This window comes from Streptomyces sp. NPDC102402 (assembly GCF_044765765.1).
Taxonomy (GTDB): Bacteria; Actinomycetota; Actinomycetes; order Streptomycetales; family Streptomycetaceae; genus Streptomyces.
The window spans coordinates 240,639-266,467 of record NZ_JBIWKR010000007.1 but is presented as its reverse complement, the minus strand read 5'-3'; the positions used below and the strand labels follow the sequence as shown (position 1 = coordinate 266,467).

At 72.4% G+C, this 25,829-nt stretch carries 23 protein-coding genes; 17 read left to right on the top strand and 6 right to left on the bottom strand.

Annotated features, from left to right (window positions below):
• Positions 1 to 43 precede the first annotated feature (43 nt).
• Complete coding sequence (locus tag ACIRJR_RS22170) at positions 44 to 1,453, bottom strand: hypothetical protein (protein WP_403783415.1); 1,410 nt, start codon at positions 1,451 to 1,453, stop codon at positions 44 to 46.
• Between the two features lie 203 nt (positions 1,454 to 1,656).
• Here ACIRJR_RS22170 and argH point away from each other — a divergent pair, with 203 nt between their 5' ends.
• Entirely contained in the window at positions 1,657 to 3,090 is a 1,434-nt protein-coding gene (gene argH / locus ACIRJR_RS22165) for an argininosuccinate lyase (RefSeq protein WP_403783413.1), read from the top strand.
• A gap of 66 nt (positions 3,091 to 3,156) precedes the next feature.
• Entirely contained in the window at positions 3,157 to 4,128 is a 972-nt protein-coding gene (locus ACIRJR_RS22160) for an aldo/keto reductase (protein ID WP_403783411.1), read from the top strand.
• A 19-nt stretch (positions 4,129 to 4,147) separates the two neighbouring features.
• Here the strand turns inward: ACIRJR_RS22160 and ACIRJR_RS22155 are convergent, their stop codons facing one another.
• Positions 4,148 to 4,648, bottom strand: a complete 501-nt coding sequence (locus ACIRJR_RS22155) for an HAD domain-containing protein (RefSeq protein WP_403783409.1) — start codon at positions 4,646 to 4,648, stop codon at positions 4,148 to 4,150.
• Positions 4,649 to 4,901: 253 nt separating this feature from the next.
• On the opposite strand from ACIRJR_RS22155, the gene ACIRJR_RS22150 reads away from it, so the two are divergent.
• Both ACIRJR_RS22150 and ACIRJR_RS22145 read left to right on the top strand, forming a co-directional pair.
• On the top strand, positions 4,902 to 5,453 hold the full coding sequence (locus ACIRJR_RS22150) for a TetR/AcrR family transcriptional regulator (protein ID WP_403783407.1): 552 nt from the start codon (positions 4,902 to 4,904) through the stop codon (positions 5,451 to 5,453).
• Positions 5,450 to 6,997 carry an MFS transporter gene (locus tag ACIRJR_RS22145; RefSeq protein ID WP_403783405.1) on the top strand — a complete coding sequence of 516 codons (1,548 nt, stop codon included), beginning with the start codon at positions 5,450 to 5,452 and terminating at the stop codon, positions 6,995 to 6,997. The genes ACIRJR_RS22150 and ACIRJR_RS22145 overlap by 4 nt, the downstream gene beginning before the upstream one ends.
• A 48-nt stretch (positions 6,998 to 7,045) precedes the next feature.
• Here the strand turns inward: ACIRJR_RS22145 and ACIRJR_RS22140 are convergent, their stop codons facing one another.
• Positions 7,046 to 7,717 (bottom strand): 1-acyl-sn-glycerol-3-phosphate acyltransferase, encoded by a 672-nt coding sequence (locus ACIRJR_RS22140; RefSeq protein WP_103514795.1) that lies wholly within the window; start codon positions 7,715 to 7,717, stop codon positions 7,046 to 7,048.
• A 232-nt stretch (positions 7,718 to 7,949) separates the two neighbouring features.
• Here ACIRJR_RS22140 and ACIRJR_RS22135 point away from each other — a divergent pair, with 232 nt between their 5' ends.
• From ACIRJR_RS22135 to ACIRJR_RS22125, 3 genes are all read left to right on the top strand, one after another.
• Entirely contained in the window at positions 7,950 to 9,110 is a 1,161-nt protein-coding gene (locus ACIRJR_RS22135) for a glycerophosphodiester phosphodiesterase (protein ID WP_403783401.1), read from the top strand.
• 106 nt (positions 9,111 to 9,216) lie between these two features.
• Positions 9,217 to 9,786 (top strand): sigma-70 family RNA polymerase sigma factor, encoded by a 570-nt coding sequence (locus ACIRJR_RS22130; protein WP_403783400.1) that lies wholly within the window; start codon positions 9,217 to 9,219, stop codon positions 9,784 to 9,786.
• Between the two features lie 37 nt (positions 9,787 to 9,823).
• Positions 9,824 to 10,327: a GNAT family N-acetyltransferase gene (locus ACIRJR_RS22125; protein WP_403783399.1), complete on the top strand. Its 504-nt coding sequence runs from the start codon at positions 9,824 to 9,826 to the stop codon at positions 10,325 to 10,327.
• 22 nt (positions 10,328 to 10,349) lie between these two features.
• On the opposite strand, the gene ACIRJR_RS22120 is transcribed toward ACIRJR_RS22125, so the two are convergent.
• Entirely contained in the window at positions 10,350 to 10,790 is a 441-nt protein-coding gene (locus ACIRJR_RS22120) for a hypothetical protein (RefSeq protein ID WP_403783397.1), read from the bottom strand.
• A 2-nt stretch (positions 10,791 to 10,792) separates the two neighbouring features.
• Complete coding sequence (locus tag ACIRJR_RS22115) at positions 10,793 to 11,152, bottom strand: hypothetical protein (protein ID WP_103516013.1); 360 nt, start codon at positions 11,150 to 11,152, stop codon at positions 10,793 to 10,795.
• A 574-nt stretch (positions 11,153 to 11,726) separates the two neighbouring features.
• On the opposite strand from ACIRJR_RS22115, the gene ACIRJR_RS22110 reads away from it, so the two are divergent.
• The 8 genes from ACIRJR_RS22110 to ACIRJR_RS22075 all read left to right on the top strand — a co-directional run bounded on the left by ACIRJR_RS22110 (position 11,727) and on the right by ACIRJR_RS22075 (position 22,677).
• The gene (locus tag ACIRJR_RS22110) at positions 11,727 to 12,773 is read left to right on the top strand and encodes a methionine ABC transporter ATP-binding protein (protein ID WP_403783395.1); all 1,047 of its coding nucleotides are present in this window, start codon (positions 11,727 to 11,729) and stop codon (positions 12,771 to 12,773) included.
• Positions 12,770 to 13,441 (top strand): methionine ABC transporter permease, encoded by a 672-nt coding sequence (locus ACIRJR_RS22105; RefSeq protein ID WP_403783393.1) that lies wholly within the window; start codon positions 12,770 to 12,772, stop codon positions 13,439 to 13,441. Before ACIRJR_RS22110 ends, ACIRJR_RS22105 begins: the two co-directional genes overlap by 4 nt.
• Before the next feature lie 73 nt (positions 13,442 to 13,514).
• Complete coding sequence (locus ACIRJR_RS22100; protein WP_403783656.1) at positions 13,515 to 14,381, top strand: MetQ/NlpA family ABC transporter substrate-binding protein; 867 nt, start codon at positions 13,515 to 13,517, stop codon at positions 14,379 to 14,381.
• 142 nt (positions 14,382 to 14,523) lie between these two features.
• Entirely contained in the window at positions 14,524 to 15,162 is a 639-nt protein-coding gene (locus ACIRJR_RS22095) for a GNAT family N-acetyltransferase (RefSeq protein WP_403783391.1), read from the top strand.
• Positions 15,163 to 15,283: 121 nt separating this feature from the next.
• Positions 15,284 to 16,501, top strand: coding sequence for a precorrin-6y C5,15-methyltransferase (decarboxylating) subunit CbiE (gene cbiE / locus ACIRJR_RS22090; RefSeq protein WP_403783389.1), 1,218 nt, complete (start codon positions 15,284 to 15,286; stop codon positions 16,499 to 16,501).
• A gap of 331 nt (positions 16,502 to 16,832) precedes the next feature.
• Positions 16,833 to 20,213: a nicotinate-nucleotide--dimethylbenzimidazole phosphoribosyltransferase gene (gene cobT / locus ACIRJR_RS22085; RefSeq protein WP_403783387.1), complete on the top strand. Its 3,381-nt coding sequence runs from the start codon at positions 16,833 to 16,835 to the stop codon at positions 20,211 to 20,213.
• A gap of 329 nt (positions 20,214 to 20,542) precedes the next feature.
• On the top strand, positions 20,543 to 21,796 hold the full coding sequence (gene cobA / locus ACIRJR_RS22080) for a uroporphyrinogen-III C-methyltransferase (RefSeq protein ID WP_403783385.1): 1,254 nt from the start codon (positions 20,543 to 20,545) through the stop codon (positions 21,794 to 21,796).
• 56 nt (positions 21,797 to 21,852) lie between these two features.
• A complete protein-coding gene (locus tag ACIRJR_RS22075) occupies positions 21,853 to 22,677 on the top strand; it encodes a TrmH family RNA methyltransferase (RefSeq protein ID WP_403783383.1) in 825 nt (274 codons plus the stop codon).
• 23 nt (positions 22,678 to 22,700) lie between these two features.
• Here the strand turns inward: ACIRJR_RS22075 and ACIRJR_RS22070 are convergent, their stop codons facing one another.
• On the bottom strand, positions 22,701 to 24,023 hold the full coding sequence (locus ACIRJR_RS22070) for a protein kinase (protein WP_403783381.1): 1,323 nt from the start codon (positions 24,021 to 24,023) through the stop codon (positions 22,701 to 22,703).
• Between the two features lie 205 nt (positions 24,024 to 24,228).
• Between ACIRJR_RS22070 and ACIRJR_RS22065 the strand changes: the two genes are divergently transcribed.
• Positions 24,229 to 24,486: a hypothetical protein gene (locus ACIRJR_RS22065; protein ID WP_403783379.1), complete on the top strand. Its 258-nt coding sequence runs from the start codon at positions 24,229 to 24,231 to the stop codon at positions 24,484 to 24,486.
• Between the two features lie 395 nt (positions 24,487 to 24,881).
• The gene (locus ACIRJR_RS22060; protein WP_403783377.1) at positions 24,882 to 25,679 is read left to right on the top strand and encodes an IclR family transcriptional regulator; all 798 of its coding nucleotides are present in this window, start codon (positions 24,882 to 24,884) and stop codon (positions 25,677 to 25,679) included.
• Positions 25,680 to 25,829: the final 150 nt, after the last annotated feature.

Here is a 25,829-nt window from a genome sequence, read left to right as displayed (position 1 = left end):
GGGTGAAGTCTCCGCCGACGGACGCCGTCGCCGGTAGCGGGTTTCACCCACCGGGACCGGTGGGCGGCAGGGGTTCGTAGCGGGCGCGCTGCGCCTCGTGGGCGACCTCGGGGTCCTCGTCGTCCTCCAGCGGGGCCAGCACGCGTTTGCGCAGGGCCAGGCCGTGGGCGCAGAGCAGGCGGAGGCCGGACCGGCGCACGTGCCGGGGGCGGCCGGGGGCCACCAGGGCGGTCAGCCACTCCTCCGGGACCAGCAGGACGTACGGTGCGAGCGCTCTGCGGGCGACGCGCACCACCGGCGGATGCGGGTCCTCCATGGCGGCCATCAGCTCGTCGGGCGAGGTGGCGTCCAGCATGAGCAGCGAGGCGAGCGCCGCGGCGCGCACCCGGCCTTCGGGGTGGGCCGTCAGCGGCCTCAGCAGGGCCGCGGCGCCGGGTTCCCCGGACTCGGCCAGCCCGAACAGCGCGCCCGGCGCCACACCGGGTGCGACGGGGTCGGCGCACAGGGCCCGGTGGAGCTCCAGCGGGTCCCGGCCTTCCATCCGCAGGACCAGGCGTGCGGCGGAACGCACCCTCGCCGACGGATCGGCCAGGTGCCGCGCGGCCTCCTGGCCGCGGCCCGCCCGGTGCAGTCCCGTCACCGCGGAGGACCGTGTCATGGCCGAGGAGGCGGTGAGCAGGGGGTCCAGGAGCCGCTCCGGGTCACCCGTGGTGACCTGGGCCAGCAGCGCGCCGGTGCACCAGTGGCGGACGGTCCGGTCCGGCGCGGTGAGGACGAGCTCCGTGAGGCCGGCGGGGGTGAGCAGCTCCCGCTCCAGGGACAGCTCGGCCCCGAGGATCCGGGCGCGCGGCACATGGCTCGCGCGGAGCCAGTCCGGCAGTCCCGCAGGCCGGGGGCCCGCGGCCGCCAGCATGCGTTCCAGGGCCCAGCCGCCGTGCGGGCGCAGGTTCACGTGCAGGGCCAGGGGCACCAGCAGGGAGAGGTCCGGATCCTGCCCGCGCAGGGCGGCGGCCGTCGTGCGGCGGGCGCGTTCCCGCACCTGCGCCCTGCGGTCGGCGCAGCGGACCAGCAGCAGGGGCAGCAGGGCGGGGCGCCCGGCGGTGAACGCCAGCGCGGCCTCGCGCACCTGCCACCGGTCGTGGCACAGGGCGATCGCGGTCTCCGGCTCGCCGGGCGGGAAGCGCGACCAGGTGACGTCCCGGGCCTCCTCGTCCCAGCGGGGCGCGGTGGTCCAGTCGACCGATCCCCGTCCGTCCGCGTACCCGTCCCGGAGCAGGGTCCGCAGCGCCCGGACGCGGCTCGGGCGCGCGGTCGCCGACCGAATCCTCCCGTCGAGACGGACCCATGCCTCCCAGTCCCCCGTGTCCAGGGACGCGGTCACGGGCCTGCCCAGCAGGAGCCGGTCCTCCGGCGGGAGGTACTGCGTGGGGGACAGGGGGATCAGGCTCCGCATGAGCGCAGCATAGAGAAGAGCGCACACCGCTCACCAGCATCTTTGACAAACCATACGGTGGACCGCATAGTTATACCTCGTCCTCGAGGATCGAGCGGCCGGGCGAGGGCCCGTCCGATCCACGGCGTCACCACGGCCTCCCTTCCGTACGTGCGGGGGGAGGCGGTCGCACACCCACCCCTTGTACTCCCGAGGAGCACGCAGTGAGCAACGGCACCGGAAACAGCGACGTACGCCTCTGGGGCGGCCGTTTCGCCGACGGTCCGGCCGAGGCGCTGGCCAAGCTGTCCGCGTCGGTCCACTTCGACTGGCGGCTCGCGCCGTACGACATCGCCGGCTCCCGTGCCCACGCGCGCGTGCTGAACAAGGCGGGACTCCTCACCGCCGACGAGCTGACCCGGATGATCGGGGGGCTGGACTCGCTCGAAGAGGCCGTGGCAGACGGTTCCTTCACCGGCACCATCGCCGACGAGGACGTCCACACCGCCCTGGAGCGCGGCCTCCTGGAGCGGCTCGGTCCCGACCTCGGCGGCAAGCTCCGGGCCGGCCGGTCCCGCAACGACCAGGTCGCCACGCTCTTCCGCATGTACCTGCGCGACCACGCGCGGGTCATCGGCGGTCTGATCGCCGAGCTCCAGGACGCGCTGGTGGGACTGGCCGAGGCGCACCCGGACGTGGCCATGCCCGGCCGCACCCACCTCCAGCACGCGCAGCCCGTCCTCTTCGCCCACCACGTCCTGGCGCACGTGCAGCCCCTGTCCCGGGACGCCGAGCGGCTGCGGCAGTGGGACGAGCGGACCGCCGTCTCCCCGTACGGCTCCGGCGCGCTGGCCGGTTCGTCCCTCGGGCTCGACCCGGAGGCCGTCGCGGCGGACCTCGGCTTCGAGCACGGCTCCGTCGCCAACTCCATCGACGGCACCGCGTCCCGCGACTTCGTCGCCGAGTTCGCCTTCATCACAGCGATGATCGGCGTCAACCTCTCGCGCATCGCCGAGGAGATCATCATCTGGAACACGAAGGAGTTCTCCTTCGTCACCCTCCACGACGCCTTCTCCACCGGTTCCTCGATCATGCCGCAGAAGAAGAACCCGGACATCGCCGAGCTGGCCCGCGGCAAGTCCGGACGCCTCATCGGGAACCTGACCGGGCTGATGGCGACCCTGAAGGCACTGCCGCTCGCGTACAACCGCGACCTGCAGGAGGACAAGGAGCCGGTCTTCGACTCCTGCGACCAGCTCGAGGTCCTGCTGCCCGCGTTCACCGGCATGATGGCCACGCTCACCGTCAACCGGGAGCGCATGGAGGAACTGGCTCCGGCCGGCTTCTCGCTCGCCACGGACATCGCCGAGTGGCTGGTCAAACAGGGCGTCCCCTTCCGGGTGGCGCACGAGGTCGCGGGCGAGTGCGTGAAGGTGTGCGAGCAGCAGGGCATCGAGCTCGACGAGCTGACCGACGAGCAGTTCGCGAAGATCTCCGAGCACCTCACCCCGGAGGTGCGCACCGTCCTGAACGTGCCCGGCGCGCTCGCCTCCCGTAACGGGCGGGGCGGGACGGCCCCCTCGGCCGTCGCCGTCCAGCTGGCCGAGGTGAAGGCCGACCTCGCGACGCAGCACGCCTGGGCGACCGCCCGCGGATGATTCGCAGGCATCGCGGGCTACGTTGACGGGAAGGCGTTCGGAACGACCGACCCAGAGGAGCCCGCGATGCCCTTCGCCCGCCTGAACCGAGCGACCACCCCGACCTCCCACATCGGGCTCGGCCTGGCCGCCGTCGGCAGGCCCGCGTACATCACGCCGCACCGTGACCTCGATCTGCCGGAGGACCGGGGTGTGGACGCGCTGCGCGCCCGCACGCACGAACTCCTGGACGCGGCCTACGCCCAGGGTGTGCGCTACTTCGACGCCGCCCGCTCCTACGGCCGGGCCGAGGAGTTCCTCGCCGAGTGGCTCACCGCCCGCCCCGAGGCCACGGACGTGGTGACCGGCAGCAAATGGGGCTACACGTACACCGGCGACTGGCGCCTCGACGCCGAGGTGCACGAGGTGAAGGACCACGGCCTCGCCGCCTTCGAGCGCCAGCACGCGGAGACGGCCGGGCTGCTCGGCGGCCGGCTCGATCTCTACCAGATCCACTCGGTGACCGCCGACAGCCCGGCGCTCGGCGACAAGGGCCTGCACGAGCGTCTCGCGGAGCTCGCCGCCGAAGGCACCACGATCGGCTTCTCCACGAGCGGTCCCGCTCAGGCCGATGCCGTCCGTGCCGCCCTCGCCGTGACCGTGGACGGCGAGCCCCTCTTCCGCACCGTCCAGGCCACCTACAACGCCCTGGAGACCTCCGCGGGACCCGCGCTCGCCGAAGCGCACGAGGCGGGGCTCACCGTCATCGTCAAGGAGGCCATGGCCAACGGCCGGCTCGCCGGGACCGAGGCCCCCGCCGTCGTCCGGGAGATCGGCGCCGAAGCCGGGCTGGACGCGGACGCGGTGGCACTGGCGCTCGGACTGCACCAGCCGTGGGCCGGAGTCGTCCTGTCCGGCGCGGCCACCGTCGCCCAGCTGGCGGCCAATCTGCACGCGCCGCTGCTCGACCTGGACCCGGACCGGCTGGACCGGCTGGCCGCGCTGGTGGAGGAGCCCGAGGCGTACTGGCGCCACCGCACCTCCCTGCCCTGGAGCTGAACACACCGGGAGCGCGGCCTCACACCCACTGAGCGAGCGTCTCGAAGTCCTCACGCACCAGGCCGACCCACGGGTCGACCCGCAGCAGCAGGGACCGCCCCGGGTGGTGTGCGGCCACCCAGGCCCTGTCGAGGTCGGAGATCTCGTCGTCGACCCAGGCGAACGGCCGCCCGTCCGCGTAGTCGACGACATGGCGCGTCTTCCAGTAGGTCCCGTCCGGTCTCAGGGCGTGCATCGCGGGCCAGTCGATGTACGGCAACGAGGGCAGCCCGATGCGCGGGCCGACCCACTCGTTGGCCTCGTCCTTCCAGGTCGTCGCCCAGACGAGCTCGTACCGGGCGGCGAGGGCCAGCAGCTCGTCGCCGTGTGCCGGGCTGAGCAGGACGGGCAGCGGGGTTCCCTCCTTCCATCCCGTCGGCCGCATCTGGTGGAGGGTGTAGTCCTCCGGGAGCGGGCGGCGGGCCAGTGCCGCGAACGGGTTCAGCGGACCGTCGACGTCGATCAGCAGCAGCGGCTTCATGGCGCCATGGTGCCCCGCCCCGCCCGTTGCGGGGGGTCGTCGGCGGCCCGCGTGGCGCCGCGCCGGTCCTCCTCCGGCTGCCGCTGTCAGTACGTGCCGGGGGAAGGCCGGCTCCGCCGGGGCGGCGCGAAGAGCGAGGAGGCGTGCTGCCGGTCGCCGGCGCCCGGTGACCAGGGGGGATTCGCCACGGTGTGACCGTCAGCCGACCATCGAGGATGGGACATCGGTGTCTCAGTTGATCTAATGTCGTCTCATGGCTCTTGATCACGAGCAGGTGCTGCGAAGCGCCGCCGCGCTGCTGACCCGTAGATCCACGGCGACCATGGACGAGGTGGCCCGGGCCGCGGGTATCGGCCGCGCCACCCTCCACCGCCACTTCGCCGGGAGGGACGCCCTGGTCGGAGCGCTGGAAGACCTCGGGATCAGGGAATTCGAGGCCGCCCTGGACGCGGCCGCGCTCGATGAGGGCCCTGCCGAGGACGGGCTCCGGCGTCTGATCGCCGGCGTCCAACCGAGCGCGGGGCTGCTGTCCTTCCTCGTCACCGAGAACCAGCTCTTCGAGGGCGACGACGTCAACGAGGGCTGGAGCCGGCTCGACGCGCGGGTCTCCGCCTTCTTCCGCCGCGGCCAGGAGCGCGGCGAGTTCCGGATCGACCTCACTCCGGCCTGGTTGACCGAGGCACTGTACGGCCTGATCGGGAGTTGCGCGTGGTCCGTGCAGACGGGGCGCGTCGCCGCACAGGACTTCCCCTACATGATCGTCGAGTTGCTCCTCGGCGGAGCACGCCGGAGCGTGGAGAAATGAGCAGCACCAATCAGCGGGCGGGCATCACGGGTGACCCGCACCATCCGGGCCGGTGGATCGCCCTCGCCGTACTCGTCCTCGCCGTGCTGCTGGTCGCCGTCGACGCGACCGTCCTCGGACTGGCGACCCCGTTCCTCAGCGAGGACCTCGAACCGACCGGCACCCAGCTCCTCTGGATCGGCGACGTCTACTCCTTCGTGATCGCCGGACTCCTCGTCTCCATGGGCAGCCTCGGTGACCGCATCGGCCGCAAGAAGCTGCTGCTGACGGGTGCGACCGCCTTCGGGGCGGTGTCCGTGCTCAACGCCTACGCCTCCAGCCCCGAGATGATGATCGTGGCCAGGGCGCTGCTGGGTGTCGCGGGTGCCACCCTGATGCCCTCCACGCTCGCCCTGATCCGCAACCTCTTCCACGACCCGCGCGAGCGCAGTCTCGCCGTCGGCATCTGGGGCGCCATGGCCTCGGCGGGCGCGGCCGTCGGCCCCGTCGTCGGCGGGCTGCTGCTGGAGCACTTCTGGTGGGGCTCGGTCTTCCTGATCAACCTGCCCGTGATGGCGGTCCTCGTCGCCGTCGGCATCAAGATGATCCCCGAGTCCAAGAACCCGGCGCCGGGCCCCTGGGACCTGCTCAGCGTGGGGCTCTCCCTGGTCGGCATGATCGGCGTCGTGTACGCCGTCAAGGAGGCCGCCGCGCATGGTGTGAGCTGGGGGAACGTCGCGGCTGCGGTGGGCGGGGTGCTGGCGCTCACCTGGTTCGTGCGCCGTCAGCTGAAGCTTCCCGCCCCGCTGCTGGACATGAGGCTCTTCCACCACCGGGGGTTCTCCGGCGCTGTCCTCGCCGACCTCCTGACGATCCTCGGACTCTCCGGGATCGTCTTCTTCCTCTCCCAGTTCCTGCAACTGGTCCAGGGCCGTGGTCCGCTCGAGGCCGGACTCGCCGAACTGCCCGCGGCCGTCGGCGCGGTGACCGCCGGGCTGCTGGCCGGAAGGGTGGCACGCCGCTACTCCGTACGCTCCGTGGTCGCCGTCGGGCTCGGTGCCATCGGTGTGTCGCTCGCGACGGTCACGGTGATCCACAAGGAGACCGGCTATCCGCTGATCGGCGTCCTGCTCCTGGTGGTGGGCGTCGGCGCGGGATTCGCCTTCACCGTCACCTCCGACGTGATCCTCTCCAGCGTCCCCAAGGAACAGGCCGGATCGGCCTCCGCGGTGTCCGAGACGGCGTACGAGCTCGGCGCCGCCCTCGGCATCGCCCTGCTCGGCTCCATCGTCACGGGTGTCTACAAGGGCTTCGGGACACCCGAGGGCATCCCGGCGTCCGCCGCGGCGGCCGCCCACGAGTCGCTCGGCGGAGCCGTGGAGACGGCCGAGCACCTCCCCGCGCAGCAGGGGAGCGAGCTCGTCCTCGCGGCGCAGGAGGCCTTCGTCAACGGGCTGCGGGTGTCGTCCGCGATCGGCGCCGTGGTCCTGCTCGCGACGGCGGTCGCGGCATGGTTCCTGCTGCGCGACCAGAAGCTGGAGGAAGGCATCATCCCGGACGAGTGAGTGGCCCGGCGCGCATCGCGCCGGGCCACTCGACTTCACTCGTACGGCTCAGGCGGCCTTGGCCTTCGTGGCGTACATGTCGACGTACTCCTGTCCGGACAGCCGCATCACCTCGGCCATGACGGAGTCCGTCACGGCGCGCAGGACGTAGCGGTCGCGGTCCATGCCCTCGTAGCGCGAGAACTCCATCGGCTCACCGAAGCGGACCGTGACCTTGCCCGGGCGGGGAAGGCCGGCGCCGCCGGGCTGCAGCTTGTCCGTGCCGATCATCGCGAAGGGCACCACCGGCGCACCGGTCATCAGGGTCAGCCGCGCGATACCCGTACGGCCCCGGTAGAGCCGGCCGTCGGGGGAGCGGGTGCCCTCCGGGTAGATGGCGAAGGCGTGGCCCTCCTCCAGGATCCGGCGGCCCGTCATGAGGGCCGCGACGCCACCGCGTCCGCCGTCCCGGTCCACCGGGATCATGCCGCAGCCGGTGAAGAACCAGGCCATCAGCCGCCCCTTGAGGCCCTTGCCGGTGACGTACTCGTCCTTACCGATGTAGAACACCGGCCGGTCGCAGCAGATCGGCATGATCATCGAGTCGATGAACGTCAGGTGGTTGCCCGCGAGGATCACCGGCCCGGTCCCGGGGATGTTCTCGACGCCTTCCACCTGGGGCCGGAAGAGCAGGCGCAGGATCGGTCCGAGCACTGCCTTGATGACCGTGAGTCGGGACAACGCATCCTCCGGTGTCGTGGCCGGGTGGCCGGTGCGGGAATTCGCGAGGGTCTGTGCAGGTGAGGACGATACTCGCGGGTACCGCCTCGGCGCACATCGGGTTCACCGAGCCGATACGCAGTGTTGACGTGTGTTTCCGCCATGTTCGTCCACGGGTCGCCCCACCGATGGCGTAGCTGCCTACGATCAGGCCTTCCCCGAAGGTGCCGGACATCACATGCGAGGAGCATTCATGACAGAGCGCGCGCAGACTGCACCCGGTCGGCGGACCCTGCTGGGGGCGGCCGTCCTGGGCACGGCCCTCAGCCTGTCCGGCACGGCCCACGCGGCCGGGCGCGGCGCCGAGGACGGACGGCGTGGCGGCCACGGCTCCTACCGGGACCTGCCCGTGCCCACCGTCATCGGCCACCGCGGTGCCAGCGGCTACCGCCCCGAGCACACCCTCGGCTCCTACCAGCTGGCGCTGGACATGGGCGCGCACATCGTCGAGCAGGACCTCGTCCCGACCAAGGACGGCCATCTGGTCTGCCGTCACGAGAACGACATCACCGGCACCACGGACGTCGCCGACCACCCCGAATTCGCGAGCCGCAAGGCCACCAAGAAGGTCGACGGCACCACGCTCACCGGCTGGTTCACCGAGGACTTCACCCTCGCCGAGCTCAAGACCCTCCGGGCGAAGGAGCGCATTCCCGGCAACCGCCAGGAGAACACCCTCTACGACGGACGCTGGGAGATCCCCACCTTCGAGGAGGTCCTGCGCTGGGCCGACAAGGAGGGCCGCAGGCGTGGCCGGCCCGTCTGGCTCTACGTCGAGACCAAGCACCCGTCCTACTTCAGGGGCCTGGGCCTCGGGCTGGAGGAGCCGCTCGCGAGACTGCTGCGCCGCCACGGCCGGTACCGGGCGGACTCGGCACTGATCCTCCAGTCCTTCGAGCCGAGCTCGATGCAGCGGCTGTCGAAGCTCGTCGCCACACCCCGGGTCGTCCTGCTGTCCGGGCCGAAGGAAAGGCCCTGGGACTTCGTGGAGGCCGGCGACCCCCGTACCGTCGCCGATCTGGTGACGCCCGCCGGACTGAAGTGGATCGCCTCGTACGCCCAGGGCATCGGCCCGACCCTTGACCTGGTCATCCCCAGGGACGGCGCGGGACGGCTGACCACTCCCACCGCCCTCGTCGCGGACGCCCACGCGCGCGGTCTGGTGCTGCACCCGTACACACTGCGCAACGAGAACACGTTCCTGCCCGCGGAGTTCCGGCGCGGCACGGACCCGAACGCCTACGGCGACGCGTTCGGCGCACTCCAGGTGTACTTCGAGGCGGGCATCGACGGCATCTTCTCCGACAACCCGGACACCGCCCTGCTCGCGGCGGCGGACTTCGCCCAGGACTGAGCGGGCGGGACCGGACGGCGACGTCAGCCGCCCGGCCGGCATGCCCCGGTCGGGTGGAGCTCCCCGTGTGCGGCAACCGGCGGCGCACGGGCGGCGTTGACGGGGCATGACTCTTCTTGATCATGTTCCCGCGGTGCGAGCCGAGGGGGAGGGCGACCGCGGGCGAGCCGTCGTCCGGGCCCTGCACGCGCTCGTGCGCGCGGAGGCGGCGGCCGAGGCCCAGGCCGCCGGGACCGAGGCCGCGGACCTGGAACAGGCGGTGTGGCTGCGGCTGCTGGAGCGAGGGGCCGGTACGGCGGTGCCCGCCGACCCCGTCCGCTGGGTCCGCGCCGCCGTACGGGCGGAGGCGCGCACGGCCCGCCGCCGGACCCGGCGCGAGCGCCCGTACGCCGCGGACGGGCTCCCGGGCGACTGGGCCGGATGCCCCGAACGGATCGCGGTGGGGGCCGACGAACGCAGGGCGCTGCGCGCCGCGGTGGGACGGCTGCCCGGGCGATGCCCGCGCTTACTGGAGGCGATGCTGGCTCCGCACGATCCCACGTACCGGGAGATCGCGGGGGAGTTGGGTATGTCACAGGGCAGTTTGGGCCCTATGCGTTCCCGATGCCTCGGATGTCTGCGCAGAATGCTGGCGGCGGAGGTTGTAGCTCCTGAACTGCGGGGAAAGGAGCGGTAGACAACCGGCGGATCAGGTGAGCGGGAGGCATGCACACATGGGCATGAGTGTGACCATCTCGGCGGCGGCGGCTCAGGACGTCGAGCAGATCTTCAGACTCCAGTACCTCTGCTTCCAGAGCGAGGCGGAGCTCTACGGCAACTACCGGATCGACCCACTCGTCCAGACCTTCGACTCCGTCAGGGACGAAGTCACCACGGACCTGGTGTTCGTGGCCCGGCTCGGCGACGAAGTCGTCGGCTCGGTACGAGGCTTCACCGACGCGGACGGCACCGGCCGGATCGGCAAGCTCTGCGTCCACCCCAGACTCCGCAACCACGGCCTCGGCACCCGTCTCCTGCGGGCCGCGGAATCCGGCCTGGCCGACGGGCGTTCGGCCACCCGCTTCCGTCTGCACACCGGGGAGCGGAGCGAGGGCGGTCTCCGGCTCTACCGGAAGGCGGGGTACGCCCGGGTGGGGAATGCCACCGGAGGCGACGGCGTCAAGATGGTCCTGCTCGAGAAGGACGCCACCGCGCCGGCCTTCGCGGCCAGCGCCTGAACGGCTTCCGTGACGCCCGGTCTCAGGCCTCGCGCACGCGGCGCAGCCAGATCATCCCGGTGACCGGAAGGATCACCGGGATGAGCAGGTAGCCCATGCCGAACCCCGACCACACGGTGGAGTCCGGGAAGGCCGAGGGCTCCACCAGCGTCCAGGTGCCGACGATCAGCACGCCCGCGAGCTCGGCGGCGCAGCACGCCAGCGCCGCCCTGCGCGCCTTCTCGCCGCCCCGTACCAGCGAGTACGTGATGAAGCCGTACACGACCGCGGCGACGGCCGACAGGGTGTAGGCGAGCGGAGCCTTCCCGAAGTCCAGGATCATCTCGACGATCGAGCGGGACGCGGCGGCCACCGTGAACACCCCGTAGAACCAGACCAGCACCCGGCCGGGACCGGTGCCGAGCTCGAACTGCTTCCGCGGCGGGGCGGCGGCGGGTGTCCCCGTGCGGTCGGTGTCGCTCATGGTCAGTTTCCCCAGATGTCGTAGAGCCGTACTTCGAGGACGGCGAGCACGACCGCACCGGCCGCCACCGTCACCGAGCCCCAGCGGGTCCGCTCCGAGAGCGACAGGAACCCCGCCGCCGGCACGGCCGCGAAGGCGCCGATCAGATAGGCGATGAAGATCGTCATGCCCTGGTCGGGCCGCTCGCCACGTGCCAGCTGCACGATTCCCACGAGCAACTGCGCCAGTGCCAGCACGGAGACGACCGCCATGCCGATGAAGTGCCAGTCCTTGGTGGGCTGGTCCCGGTAGGCGGCGAATCCGCACCAGGCGGCGAGGGCGAGCGCGGTCACGGCGACCGCGACCGTCAGGGCGTCAAGCATGAGGCGAGGGTATTACGGGTGGCCGGCGCCGCCGCGTGCGGGCCCGCACGCCGGGCGGCCGCGGACCGTGCCCGGGAATCGTGGGCTTTGCCACAGGGGCCGCGCGGCATGATCCATCCGCTGTCGGTGCGGTTGTGGGCCGGTGCGAGAGTCATCGCAGGTCAGGGCGGTGCGCGGGACGATCCGGACACGCCGGGGAGCCTGTCCGCGAACGTCCGCTATGCGGACAGCGCGGTCTGCGGGAACGTTACGTCTGTTTTACTTGGGGCATGACCACGACGAGCTACCGCACCCCTGCGACCGAGGCGATCCCGACGCCCGGTGCTCGTTGTATGTGTCGAATGCGCGCCTTCTGAGGGCCCCCGACCGAGCCTCGCGCCCCGAAGCGAGACCGAGCCCGGCCGTCCGCGCCCCGCGGACCTCTCCGGCCCGGGCATGCCCCCGCACCCGGCGTCCTGCCAGGTCCGGACCATGCCGAGACTCCTACCGGTCGACCACTGAGAACAGTCTCATCAGACGAATGCCCCGTGCCCGGCGGACACCGCGCCGTGCACTCGACAGTGACGGAAACCCTGTGATCACCACTTCGGGCCTCACGAAGGTCTACCAGTCACGCGGCCGTGAGGTCACCGCCCTGGACGGGGTGGACCTGCACGTCCGCGAGGGCGAGGTCTACGGCGTCATCGGACAGAGCGGCGCCGGCAAGTCCTCCCTCATCCGCTGCGTCAACCTCCTCGAACGCCCCACCGCGGGCACCGTGACCGTCGCCGGACAGGACCTCACCGCCCTCGCGGGCCGAGGCCGCCGCGCCGGCAAGGAGCTGCGCCAGGCCCGCAGCCGCATCGGCATGGTCTTCCAGCACTTCAACCTGCTGGACTCGCGCACCGTGCGGGACAACGTCGAGCTCCCCCTGGAGATCCTCGGTCTCTCCGGGCAGGCACGGACCGCCAAGGCACTCGCGCTCCTCGACCTCGTCGGTCTCGCCGACAAGGCGAAGGCCTACCCCGGCCAGCTGTCCGGAGGCCAGAAACAGCGCGTCGGCATCGCACGCGCGCTCGCGGGCGACCCGAAGGTGCTGCTCTCCGACGAGGCGACCTCCGCGCTCGACCCCGAGACCACCCGCTCCATCCTCCAGCTGCTGCGCGACCTCAACCAGGAGCTCGGCCTCACCGTCCTGCTCATCACGCACGAGATGGACGTCGTCAAGACCGTCTGCGACTCCGCCGCGCTGATGAGGAGGGGCCGCATCGTCGAATCGGGGACCGTCGGCTCCCTGCTGGCCACCCCCGGCTCCGAGCTGGCCCACGAGCTGTTCCCCGTCGGCGGCACCGCCTCCGGCCCCGGCTCCACCGTCGTCGACGTCACCTTCCACGGCGAGGCCGCGGCCCAGCCGGTGATCTCCCAGCTGTCGCGCACGTACAACATCGACATCTCGATCCTCGGCGCCGCGATGGACACCGTCGGCGGCAAGCAGATCGGCCGCATGCGCATCGAGCTCCCCGGCCGTTTCGAGGAGAACGTCGTGCCGATCGGCTTCCTGCGCGAGCAGGGCCTCCAGGCCGAGATCGTGAACGACGGCCCAGCCGTCCCCGCCCAGACCACCAAGGAGGTGGCGAAGTGACCTGGTCCGAAATGCAGCCACTGCTCACGCAGGGAACCATCGACACCCTCTACATGGTGCTCTGGTCCACGCTCGTCACCGTCGTGGGCGGCCTGCCGCTCGGCATCCTGCTCGTCCTCACCGACAAGGGCGGACTGCTGCAGAACACCGCGGTGAACAAGGTCATCGGCGTGATCGTGAACATCGGCCGCTCGCTGCCGTTCATCATCCTGCTGATCGCCCTGATCCCCTTCACCACCTGGGTCGTCGGCACCTTCATCGGCCCGTCCGCGATGATCGTGCCCCTCGCCGTCGGAGCCATCCCGTTCTTCGCCCGGCTCGTGGAGACGGCTGTGCGCGAGGTCGACCACGGGCTCGTCGAGGCCGTCCAGTCGATGGGCGGATCCATCCCGACGATCGTCCGCAAGGTCCTGCTGCCGCAGGCACTGCCCTCCCTGATCTCCGGCGTCACCACCACCGTCATCGTGCTCATCGGCTACTCCGCGATGGCCGGCGCGGTCGGCGGCGAAGGGCTCGGCTCCAAGGCCGTCACGTACGGATTCCAGCGCTTCGACAACCAGTTCATGCTCATCACCGTCGTGCTGCTGATCGTCATCGTGACCGTGGTCCAGCTGATCGGCGACGGAGCCGGACGCCTGCTGGCCCGCCGGGGCCGGACCACCTCCTGAACCTCATCTCCCCATGAAGCCCGAACTCCTTGTCCGGGCGCACCACCATCACCACCGGAAAGAGGCACTCTTCGTGCGCAAGAACATCAAGATCACCGCGGCTGCCGCCGCCACCGCCGCCCTCGCCTTCGGCCTCAGCGCCTGCGGCACGGACTCCGACCCGGCCTCCAAGGGTGAGACCGGCGCCGGCGCGGACACGTCCAAGGCGCTCGTCGTCGCCGCGTCCCCCGTCCCGCACGCGGACATCCTGAACTACGTCAAGAAGAACCTGGCGGAGAAGGCCGGCCTCAAGCTGGAGGTCAAGGAGTTCACGGACTACGTCCTGCCGAACACCGCCACCGAGAACGGCCAGGTCGACGCCAACTTCTTCCAGCACAAGCCCTACCTGGACGACTTCAACAAGAAGAACAAGACCCACATCGTCCCGGTCGTCGACGTCCACCTCGAACCCCTCGGCCTCTACTCCAAGAAGGTCAAGGACCTCAAGGACATCAAGGCCGGCCAGACCGTCGCCGTCCCCAACGACACCACCAACGAGGGCCGCGCGCTGCAGCTGCTCGCCGAGAACGGTCTGATCACCGTCAAGGACGGCGTCGGCACCAACGCCAAGCTCAGTGACATCACGGACAAGAAGGGCCTGGAGTTCAAGGAGATCGAGGCCGCGACCGTGCCGCGTGCCCTCGACGACGTCGACGCCGCCGTCATCAACGGCAACTACGCGATCGAGGCCGGATACCAGCCGGGCAAGGACTCCCTGGCCCTGGAGAAGGCCGAGGGCAACCCCTACGCCAACATCCTGGCCGTCAAGGAGGGCAACGAGGAGGACCCGCGGGTCCAGAAGCTCGCGAAGCTCCTGAACTCCGACGAGGTCAAGAAGTTCATCGAGGACACCTACAAGGGTTCGATCATCCCCGCGTTCGGCACGCCCGCGAAGTCCTGACCTCCCGGCGCCACTTGCCGCACGAGCCCCGCACACCCGCACCAGGGTGTGCGGGGCTCCGCCGTGCGGACCCGGCCATGCACATCCGCGCCCCGATGCTGCATGCTGGAGCCTTTACACGGTCCTCGGCATGGAGCTGCGCATGACTAACACCTTCCCGTCCATCTCCATCAGCACGGACAGGTTGGTGCTGCGCCCCTTCGACATGGAGGACGTCCCGGCGTACATCGAGATGATGAACGACGAGCTGGTCACCGCCTGGACCGACGCACCGCACCCCTACACCCAGGTCGACGCCGAACGTTGGGTCCGCAGGATCGCCCCCGCCGAACGCTCCCAGGGCGGCGGCATCGTCTTCGCCGTCACCGAGTTCCTCACCCAGCGCCTCGTCGGGTCCGTGCGGCTGCTCAACACCGACCGGCGCACCCTGGCCACCGAGGTCCGCTACATCACCGCACCCTGGGCGCGCGGTGAGGGATACGCCACCGAGGCCGTGCTGGCCCTCGCCGAGTGGCTCTTCCGTGACCAGGGCTTCGAGCGCATCGAGCTGCGGACCCCCGCGGGCAACACCGCCTCCCAGCAGGTCGCCCAGAAACTGGGCTGCATCAGCGAGGGAGTCCTGCGCAACGCCCGCATAGCCCGGACGGCGACCGAGGACGGGGGCTGGACCGACATCAGGACCGATCTCATCGTCTGGGGACTGCTGCCCGAGGACCTGGAAGGCGTCGCCGAGCAGCTGGCCGACGCCGGGGGCTACGGCACGTACAACGACTGGAACTGACCGTCCTCCCCGCGTCCGGGAGCCCCCGGCGGAGCGTTGGTACGGACCGGATACGCTCACCCTTGCTCCGCACACCCCGCGGAGAGCCCCCGCCTTGCTACACCCCAGGAGACTGACGACGATGGCCGACCGGGTCACGGTGATCGGCTGGGACGGCTCGCCACTGACCAGAGCGGCCACGGCGGCGCTCTCGGCCGCCACGCTCGTCGCCGGTGCCGCCCATCACCTCGCGCTCCCCGAAGTCCCCGGGCGTGCGGAACGCGTCCGTCTCGGCAGCGTCGACCTGGCCGCCCGCAGGATCGCCGGACACCGCGGGAGCGCCGTGGTCCTGGCCGACGGCGACCCCGGCTTCTTCGGCGTCGTACGCACCCTGCGCAAGCCCGAACACGGCCTCGAGGTCGAGGTCGTCCCCGCCGTCTCGTCCGTCGCCACCGCCTTCGCCCGCGCCGGCATGCCCTGGGACGACGCGCAGGTCGTCGTCGCCCACCCGCGCACCCTGCGCCGTGCGGTCAACGTCATCCGCGCCCACCACAAGGTGGCCGTGCTGACATCCCCCGGAGCCGGCCCCGCCGAACTGGCCCTCCTGCTCGAAGGGGTCCACCGCACCTTCGTGATCTGCGAGGAACTCGGCACCGTGCGCGAGCGGGTCACCGTCCTCACCTCCGACAAGACGGCCGACCACACCTGGCGCGACCCCAACGTCGTCATCGTCATCGGAGGCGGCCCCGAGGCCGCCGTCGACAGCGCCTGGATCGCCGGCCGCCGCCCGGACGGCACCCGGCGGGGATGGGCGCTTCCCGCCGCGGCGTACGGCGGTCCGGGGGAGGGCGGTGAGGGGGAGTCGCCCGGCCTGCGCGCCGCCCAGCTGGCCCGGCTCGGGCCGCGCACCGGCGACCTGGTCTGGGACATCGGCTCCGGCAGCGGCGCCCTCGCCGTGGAGGCGGCACGCTTCGGAGCCGCGGTGCTCGCCGTGGACAGCGACCCCGACGCCTGCGCGCGCACGGCGGCGGCCGCCCGCACCTTCCAGGTGGGAGTACAGGTCGTCAGGGGCACCGCGCCGCACGTCCTGGAGCGCCTGCCCGAGCCCGATGTCGTACGCATCGGTGGCGGCGGCGTCCCCGTCGCCACCGCGGTCGCCGACCGGCGGCCGGAACGTATCGTCACCCACGCCTCGAACCGTGACGAGGCGGAGGCGCTCGGCGCCGCCCTCGCCGGGAACGGGTACACGGTCGAGTGCGCGCTGCTCCAGTCCGTCGAACTGGACACCGCGGCCTGGACGGAGCGCGAACGCACCGTCGTGTTCCTGCTCTCCGCGGTGCGTTCCGATCTCGCCCCCTGACGTGTGCGAGCAGAGCGCGAGGTAGGCTGACCGATTGTTGTACCGCGCCCGGACGTTCGACATTTCGTTCGTCAATGTCCGGAAAAGTGGACCGTTTTGGTCGGCGATGTGGTACGGCGCAACCGGGGGACGCGCAACGTGGCGCAGTCCACAGCGAGCCGAGGCAGAACTGTCTGTCGCGGCGGCGAACGACCGCGAGAATGTATACCTCCGCGCGCGTTTCGTGCCGCACGGGGAGCCCGCTCGTTCTTGTTGACGAGCACCGGCGTGCCGTGGTTCGGGCATCCCGGGCGAAGGGCGAAGGAGCACTGACGATGGGCGAGGGGTACGCATGACTGACACCGGCCAGATCCCGGGCGAGGGACTGCCGGAGAACGCAGGCATGGTGGAGCAGCCGGGCATCCCCGCCCCGGACGCCTACACCTACCTCGAACCCTCCGAGCACACCGCCGAGGACGACGACCTCCTTCTGATGCCCGCGGCCCAGGGCGCGTGGAGCGACGCTCCGGTCGCGCAGCCGGGCGAGCAGTTCCCGGCGTACGACCAGGCCGTGAACGGCACCCACGGGTCCGGCGTCACCGACGTCAACGGCGTACGGGTCCCGGCGCACCCGCCCGTGCAGGTCGCGGCCGCCGCCGCGCCGTCCCGGCGCCCACTGCACCGCGGTCCCGCCTCCACCGAGGCACCCTCCTACGGGGGGACGCCGACCGGCGGAGTGGTCCGGTCGCTCGCGGACCGCGGACCGGCCGGACCGCAGACCAGGATGCCCGTGCGGCACGCCGGACCGCCGACGACCGGTCCCGAGTACTTCGACATCCCGGCGGACGACGCGGCCATGCTGCCCGGCCCGCAGCTGGGCGAGATCCCGCCGCAGGGAGCGCCCGCGTGGGGCTCGCCCGAACCGGTGGCGACCCCTGAGCCGGCCGCCGCTCCCCTTCCCGTGGCGGAGCCCGAGGTGCCGGAGGCCCCGTTCGAGCACGTCGCGCCGACGGTCCCCGCCGAGCCGGCCGCTCCCGCGGATGCCGCTCCCGCCGCACCGGTGGAACTCCTCGCGCCCCTCGCACCCGTCACGCCCGCAGAAACGGTCGCTCCCGCCCCGGCGGCTGACGTGATGCCGGAGGCTCCCGCCGGGCCCACGGTGGAGACGGCCGAGGCGCCGCCCGCCGAGGCTCTGCCCGAGGCTCCCGCCGCCGCCCTGGCCGAAGCCCCCGCCGAGGCCGCCGCCCCGGCTGAGGTGCCGGGGCAGTTCGTGCCCGTGGACGACTCCGTACCGACCGCTCCGCACCCCGCCCCGGCACCCGTCGCCGATGCGGCCGCCCCCGCAGTCGAGGCCGCCCCCGCAGTCGAGGCCGCGCCGGCAGTGGAGGCCGCGCCGGCCGTCGAGGCCGTACCGCAGTCCGCCGCCCCCGCGGCGGAGCCCGCTCCGGCCGCGCCCGAGGCCCTGGACGTACCGGAGCCGGTCACAGCCGAGCATCCGGTCACAGCCGAGCAGCCGGCCGCGTTCGAGCCCCAGCCCCAGGCCCAGGTGGAGCCCCAGCCCCAGGTGGAGCCCGGGGCGCCCGCCGCGTCCGAGCCCCAGATGCCCGCCGCGTCCGAGCCGGAGCCGGCTCCGGAGCCCGTCGCTCTGCCGCAGGCGGGACCCCAGACCTTCACGGAGACGGAGCCGGAGACGGAGCCCGTCACCGGACCCGAGATCATCGAGACCCCGGAAGCAGCGCTTCCCGAAGCCGGGCCCGAGGAGGCACCGGCAGCCGAGGTACCGGCGGCCGAGGCACCGGTCGGGGACATCCCCGAGGAGTTCCCGCTCGTCGAGGCGGCGGGCGCTGCCGTCGCCACCGAGGCCGAGGCGGTTGCCCCCGCCGAAGCCGAAGCCGAAGCCGAGGCCGCACCCGCAGTCGAGGTCGAGGCCGGAGCCGCACCCGCAGCCGAGGTCGAGGCCGGAGCGACGGCGGAAGCCGGTTCGCAGGACGTCGCCCCGTCCCCTCCCGCCCCCGGTTATGACGACGCGGAGCGCGAAGCCGTACTGCGCGTGATGCGTGAACGGCGCGACATCCGCAACGGCTTCCGCAGCGACCCCATTCCGCACGAGGTCCTCCTCCGGGTCCTGGAGGCCGCGCACACCGCGCCGAGCGTCGGTCACTCCCAGCCCTGGGACTTCGTCGTCATCCGTTCCGCGGAGACGCGCCGCTCCATGCACGAACTGGCGCAGCGCCAGCGTGAGGCGTACGCCAAGTCGCTTCCCAAGGCCCGGGCCAAGCAGTTCAAGGAACTGAAGATCGAGGCCATCCTCGACACGCCGGTGAACATCGTCGTCACCGCCGACCCGACCCGCGGCGGCCGCCACACCCTCGGCCGCCACACCCAGCCGCAGATGGCTCCGTACTCCTCGGCCCTCGCCGTGGAGAACCTGTGGCTCGCCGCCCGCGCCGAGGGCCTCGGGGTCGGCTGGGTCAGCTTCTTCGACGAACGCGAGATGGTGCGGGCCCTCGGCCTGCCCGACCACCTCGAGGTCGTCGCCTACCTCTGCGTCGGATACGTCGACGAATTCCCCGAGGAGCCCGAGCTGATGCAGGCGGGCTGGTCCAAGCGCCGCCCGCTCTCCTGGGTCGTCCACGAGGAGACGTACGGCCGTCGGGCCCTTCCCGGTGAGGAGCCGCACGACCTCCTCCAGGAGACCATCGCCGGCATCCGCCCCCTGGACGCCAAGGCGCTCGGCGAGGCATGGGAACGCCAGAAGCGGATGACGAAGCCCGCCGGGGCCCTGGGAATGCTGGAGATCATCTCCGCCCAGCTGTCCGGACTCTCCCGGCTGTGCCCGCCGCCCGTCCCGGAGCCCGCGGCCGTCGCGATCTTCGCCGGTGACCACGGGGTCCACGCCCAGGGCGTCACCGCGTGGCCGCAGGAGGTCACGGCCCAGATGGTCGCCAACTTCCTCGGCGGCGGCGCGGTCTGCAACGCCTTCGCCGCACAGGTCGGCGCCGAGGTCTGCGTCGTCGACGTGGGCGTGGCGGCCGAACTCCCCGCGACGCCCGGTCTGCTGCCCCGCAAGGTCCGTTCCGGCACGGCCGACTTCACCACCGGTCCCGCCCTCACCCGCGAAGAGGTGCTCGCGGCGATCGAGGTGGGCATCGAGACCGCACGCGATCTGGTGGCAGCCGGCAACAAGGGCCTGCTCACCGGTGAGATGGGCATCGCCAACACCACCGCGTCGGCCGCGCTGATCTGCGTCTACACGGGGATGGACCCGGCGGAGGTGACCGGCCGAGGCACCGGCATCAACGACGAGATGCACGCCCGCAAGGTCGATGTGGTCCGCCGCGCCCTCGAACTCCACCAGCCCGACCCGGCCGACCCGATCGGAGTGCTGGCGGCGGTCGGCGGCCTGGAGCACGCCGCCATGGCGGGCTTCCTGCTCGGCGGAGCCTCGCTGCGTACGCCGGTGATCCTTGACGGCGTGAGTGCCGGTGCGGCGGCCCTGGTCGCCCGGGCGATCGCCCCCGAGGCGCTCGCCGCGTGCATCGCGGGCCACCGGAGCGCGGAACCCGGCCACGTCGCCGCCCTCAACAAGCTGGGCCTGCGCCCGCTGGTCGATCTGGACCTCCGGCTCGGTGAGGGCACGGGCGCGCTGCTCGCGCTGCCCATCGTGCAGAGCGCGGCCCGCGCGATGCACGACGTCGCGACGTTCGACTCCGCGGGCGTCACCGAGAAGTAGCCGCTGACCGTGCCCGGACGCGCCTGACCGGCTCGTCCGGGCATCCCGGCTCCTCAGGCACACTCCGTTCTCCCGGTGCCCCGCCCTGCCCGGGCGCCCGCCGGGCGGACCCACGGCCCTCCGGTGATCCGGAGGATGCCGGAGCCCGTCAGGGACGCCGGGGGAGGAGAGACCGCCGCCCCCGGCGGCCGACGGCCTCCCCGGGTCCCCTTCCGGCCACCCCGTATCGTGGTCCCACACGTCACCGCCGTACCCAGCCCACGTCACCGCCGCTCCACCGCCGCAGCGGCCCGCAGCACACGCACCCTGCACGAGGAGCCCGCACGACCATGGCCGAGCATGACGATCACCCTGCCTACCCCGTCGGACTGCGCCTGAACGGGCGCCGCGTCGTCGTCGTCGGCGGCGGCCAGGTCGCACAGCGCCGGCTGCCCGCCCTCATCGCGGCCGGAGCCGACATCACCCTCGTGTCCCCGTCGGCGACCGCGTCCGTCGAGGCGATGGCCGACACCGGTGAGATCCGCTGGGAGCGCCGCAGGTATCAGGACGGGGACCTCGCCGACACCTGGTACGCCCTGGTCGCGTCGTCGGACGCAACCGCCAACGACGCCGCGTCCGCCGAGGCCGAGCGCACCCGCACCTGGTGCGTGCGGAGCGACGACGCCGAGGCGGCCACCGCCTGGACGCCCGCAACCGGGCGCAGCGAGGGCATCACGGTCGCCGTCCTCACCACCACCTCGCAGGGCCGGGACCCCCGGCACTCCGCCGCCGTCCGCGACGCCATCGTGGAAGGGCTGCGCGACGGCACCCTCGCCGCCCCGCACCACCGCACCCGCGCCCCGGGCGTGGCACTGGTGGGAGGCGGTCCCGGTGACCCCGACCTGATCACGGTCCGGGGCCGCCGGCTCCTCGCCGAGGCCGACGTGGTCATCGCCGACCGGCTCGGCCCGCGCGACCTGCTCGACGAGCTCCCGCCGCACGTCGAGGTCATCGACGCCGCGAAGATCCCGTACGGCCGCTACATGGCGCAGGAGGCGATCAACCAGGCGCTGATCGACCACGCCAAGGCCGGCAAGTCGGTCGTCCGCCTCAAGGGCGGCGACCCGTTCGTCTTCGGCCGCGGCATGGAGGAGGCGCAGGCCCTGGCCGCCGAGGGCATCGCCTGCACGATAGTCCCCGGGATCTCCAGCTCGATCTCCGTGCCGGGAGCGGCCGGGATCCCCGTCACCCACCGAGGCGTCGCCCACGAGTTCACCGTCGTCAGCGGCCACGTCGGCCCCGACGACCCGCGCTCCCTGGTCGACTGGGAGGCCCTCGCGCGGCTGCGCGGCACCCTGGTCCTCCTGATGGCCGTCGACAAGATCGGTTCCATCGCACGGGCCCTCATCGCCCACGGCAAGTCCCCCGACACCCCCGTGGCCCTGGTCCAGGAGGGCACCACCGCCGCCCAGCGCAGGGTCGACGCGACCCTCGCGGACGTGGGGGAGCGGGTCGTCGCGGAAGAGGTGCGGCCCCCGGCCGTCATCGTCATCGGCGACGTCGTGGCCGTCGGCCCGGACCCGGACGGCCGCCTCCAGGGCTGAGCCCGTCCACGTCCGTCCGCCGAGCCCCCACCCATCCGACAAGGCAGTAGCATCCCGTGGCTGAACTCATCACCGTCGACGACCCGGACGACCCTCGCCTGGGCGACTACACCGGACTGACCGACGTCGAACTCCGGCGCCGCCGGGAGCCCGCCGAGGGCCTCTTCATCGCCGAGGGCGAGAAGGTGATCCGGCGCGCGGGGAACGCCGGGTACGCCATGCGGTCCATGCTGCTCTCCGCCAAGTGGATCGACGTCATGGGCGACGTCATCGACGAGGCCGCAGCGCCGGTCTACGTGGTGACTCCGGCTCTCGCCGAGCGCGTCACCGGTTACCACGTGCACCGGGGGGCCCTCGCCTCCATGCAGCGCAGGCCGCTCCCCGACGTGGCCACGTTGCTGGCCCCGGAGCAGGGGAGCGTGCGGCGGATCGCCGTCTTCGAGGACATCGTCGACCACGCCAACCTCGGCGCGGCCTTCCGCAACGCCGCCGCGCTCGGCGTCGAGGCCGTCCTGCTCACACCGCGCTGCGCGGACCCGCTCTACCGGCGGGCGGTCAAGGTCTCGATGGGATCCGTCTTCCACGTCCCGTGGACCCGCCTGACGTCGTGGCCCCAGGACCTCGCTCTGCTGCGTGAGGCAGGCTTCACCACGGCGGCCCTCTGCCTCAGCGACCGGTCGATCACCCTGGACGAACTCGTCGCACGGCGGTACGAGAAGCTGGCGCTCGTCTTCGGCACGGAGGGCGACGGCCTCACCCCCGGAGCGCTCGCCGGGGCCGACGCCCACGTCCGTATCCCGATGGACGCAGGAGTGGACTCGCTCAACGTCGCGGCGGCCTCCGCCGTCGCCTTCTACGCGACCCGGATCGATCCCGCCTGATCCACGGGACGGGCGACGGGCCCTCAGGCCCCGTCCGTCCGCGCCGGAGAGGAGCCGGCTCCGTCGTACGTCGGTGAGGTCGGGGCTCCCTGTCCCCGTGCGGGGCCCTGACAGCCCTGAGCGGCCGCGATCCCCAGGGCCACCAGCAGCGTCACCACGACGAAGACGACGAGGCGCTGACGCAGCAGTCGCGGATTGGCAGGCCGCCGCTTCCCGCTCTTCCCCGCCGAGGTCGTCCGCACGCCCGGCCGTGTGGCCTGCCTGCCGTTCGTGCTCTTCGGCCCCTGCGCCTGCTGCTGCCCCTGGCGCGGTCCGCCACGGGTGCCCCGGGCCTGCGAGCCGCCGGTACGGGGGGCCGCGGGGCGCGGGGACGCGGGGCGCCGGGCCGGTGCGCGCGAAGCCTGGGCGGGTCCTCCGGCCGAGCGGCGGGTGGACTGCTCGGTGTAGGGGCCCTCGAGCCGGCCGGTCGGCCGGTCCAGCTCCTGCGCGCTCCGCTGGGCGGGCGGGCGGCGCTCCTGCAGACCCTGCGCCTCGCGCGCGGCGATCTCCTTCAGCCGCATGGAGAGCTGCAGTGTGCTGGGCCGCTCCTCCGGGTCCTTCGCGAGACAGGCCCGGACGAGCGGGGCCAGCGCGTCGTGCACGTCGAACAGGTGCGGTTCCTCGTGGACCACGCGATAGAGCATCACCTCGGAGCTGCCGTGCCCGAAGGGCGAATCCGCCATCGCCGCGTAGGCCAGGGTGGCACCGAGCGAGAAGACGTCCGTCGCGGGTGTCACCGCGGCACCGCGCACCTGCTCGGGCGCCAGGAAGCCGGGCGAACCGACGGCCGTCCCGACATGGGTGAGGGTGCTGGCCCCGGTCGCCCAGGCGATACCGAAGTCGATGATCCGGGGGCCCTTGGGGGAGAGAAGGATGTTGGACGGCTTGAGGTCACGGTGGACGACACCGGCCTCGTGCACCGCCACCAGGCCCTCCGACAGCGCAGCCCCGATCGACGCCACCTCGGCGGCCGGCAGCGGACCCTCCTCGACGACCTTGTCGTGCAGCGAGGGGCCCGGCACGTACTGCGTCGCGAACCACGGGCGGTCCGCCTCCAGATCGGCGGCGACCAGCCGGGCCGTACAGCCGCCGCGGATCCTCCGGGCGGCGGACACCTCGCGCGCGAAGCGCGAGCGGAACTCCTGGTCCTCCGCCAGATCCGGCCGGATCACCTTGAGCGCCACCCGCTGGCCCCGGCGGTCGGAACCCAGGTAGACGACGCCCATCCCACCCGCGCCGAGCCGCCGGTGAAGTCTGAACGAGCCGACGACACGCGGGTCCTCGCGCCGGAGCCGCATCATCGCCATCGTCTGCCCATCCCCGCTGCCGGTCCGCCTGACGAGGCACAGCTTACGTACCCGTGGCGCGGCGCGCTCAGAGGCCGCGCCCTCGCCCGCCCATCGATTGTCAGTGTCCGGTGGGAGAATTGAGGAGTGGTCAGGGAGCCGGGGATCCAGGCTCTGTGGCCCGTGCGAGATCTCAAAGGACCGTCGCAGAAGGGGGATTGGATCAATGAAGGGCGATCGTGTGGAAATAGTCGTGGACGCGGGTGACACGACGAGGACGTACGAAGTGGTGGCCTCCAGGGCAGGCCGGAGGGTGGAGACAGCGGTCCGCAGGGGTGTGGTGGAAGTGAGTGAAGTCACCCGAAGTGGATCAGTTGTCCGTACCGCCCGGTTCATGGCGACCAGGGTGCTAGCCCTGGTCGAACAGCCGGTCCCCCGGGAGGACGCCTCCGAGCGCACCCTCGCGGCCGACCTCGATTCCTGACCGCCCGGGAGCCTGACGCTCACGGCTCACGGCTCACGGCTCACGGCTCCCGGCTCACGGCTCGCGACTCCGGCTCGCGACTCACGGCTCCCGGCCGTGCGACTCCGCGGTGCTCCGGTCCAGGGGCAGGCCCTCTCCGGGCGGGGCCGCCGTCACTCCGGGCCCGCCCGCCGCGCCACTCCGCCGCCGCCCGGCGGCGGAGTCGCGCGGCGCGACGCCCTCGGGCGCCGCCGTCGCCGCCGTCGCCGCCGGGGTGAGATCTCCGGTTCACCCTTGACACCTGGTCCGCGCACCCGCATTCTGTCGCCGGAAAACGCAACGTCGTTGCGATTTCCGCACCGACAGCTCCCGGTCACCGGGAGGCACACGCACCACCCGCACGAAGGAGGCCGGCCATGGCGGACCACGGCGCCGACACCACCCCGGTCGCAGCCGCACCCCAGGCTCCCGGCGTCCTGCAGACCGTGGACCGGGCCCTGGCCCTGCTCCTCACCTTCACCGAACAGCGCCCCGAGTGGGGCGTCAGCGAGCTCGCACGCCACCACGGCTGGGACAAGGCGGTGGTCCAGCGACTCCTCACCACCCTGACCGCCCGCGCGTTCCTGGTCTGCGACGACGTCAGCCGCCGCTACCGCCCCGGTCCAGCCCTGTCCCGGCTCGCCCGGGTCGGCGAACACAGCGGTGTCCTGCCCTCGCTCGCCCGGCCGATACTCGCCCGGCTGCTGCGCGAGACGGGCGAGAGCATCGTGCTGAACGTGCCCCACGGCTCCAGCTACCGCTGCGCCGCGGCCGTCGACGGAACGGGACCCGTCCGCTACACCGCCATCATCGGCGCGGTCATGCCCGGTCACGCGGGAGCGTCCGGCCACACGATCTTCGCGTACCACCCCGAACGCGAGATCCGGCAGATGTTCGGCCCCGCCGGACTGGCCCGGTTCAACGACCGCACCATCACCGGCCTGGACGCGCTGCTCACCTGCTACGCCCAGGTCCGCGCCGACGGACACTGCGTCAGTTACGGCGAGTACGACGAGGCAGTCACCGCCGTCTCCGCCCCGGTCCTCCAGGGCGGAGCCGTCGCGGCCTCCCTCACCGTCATCGGTCCCTCCCACCGTGTGGACCGCGCCGTCGACACCCTCGTCCCGCTGGTACGCGCCGGAGCCGCGGAGATCTCCGCGGCGCTCGGCGGCTGAAGCCGGCCTCACCGCATACCGCTCGATCCCGCGGCACCCCGTGCCGCCGGTGCGCCCAGTCCTGCCCGCGCGCCGACAGGAGAGAGCGCCTCCCCAGTCCCGCTCACCGAAGGGGGTGCCCCGTGGCGCACCAAGCCTCCGCCCCGCACC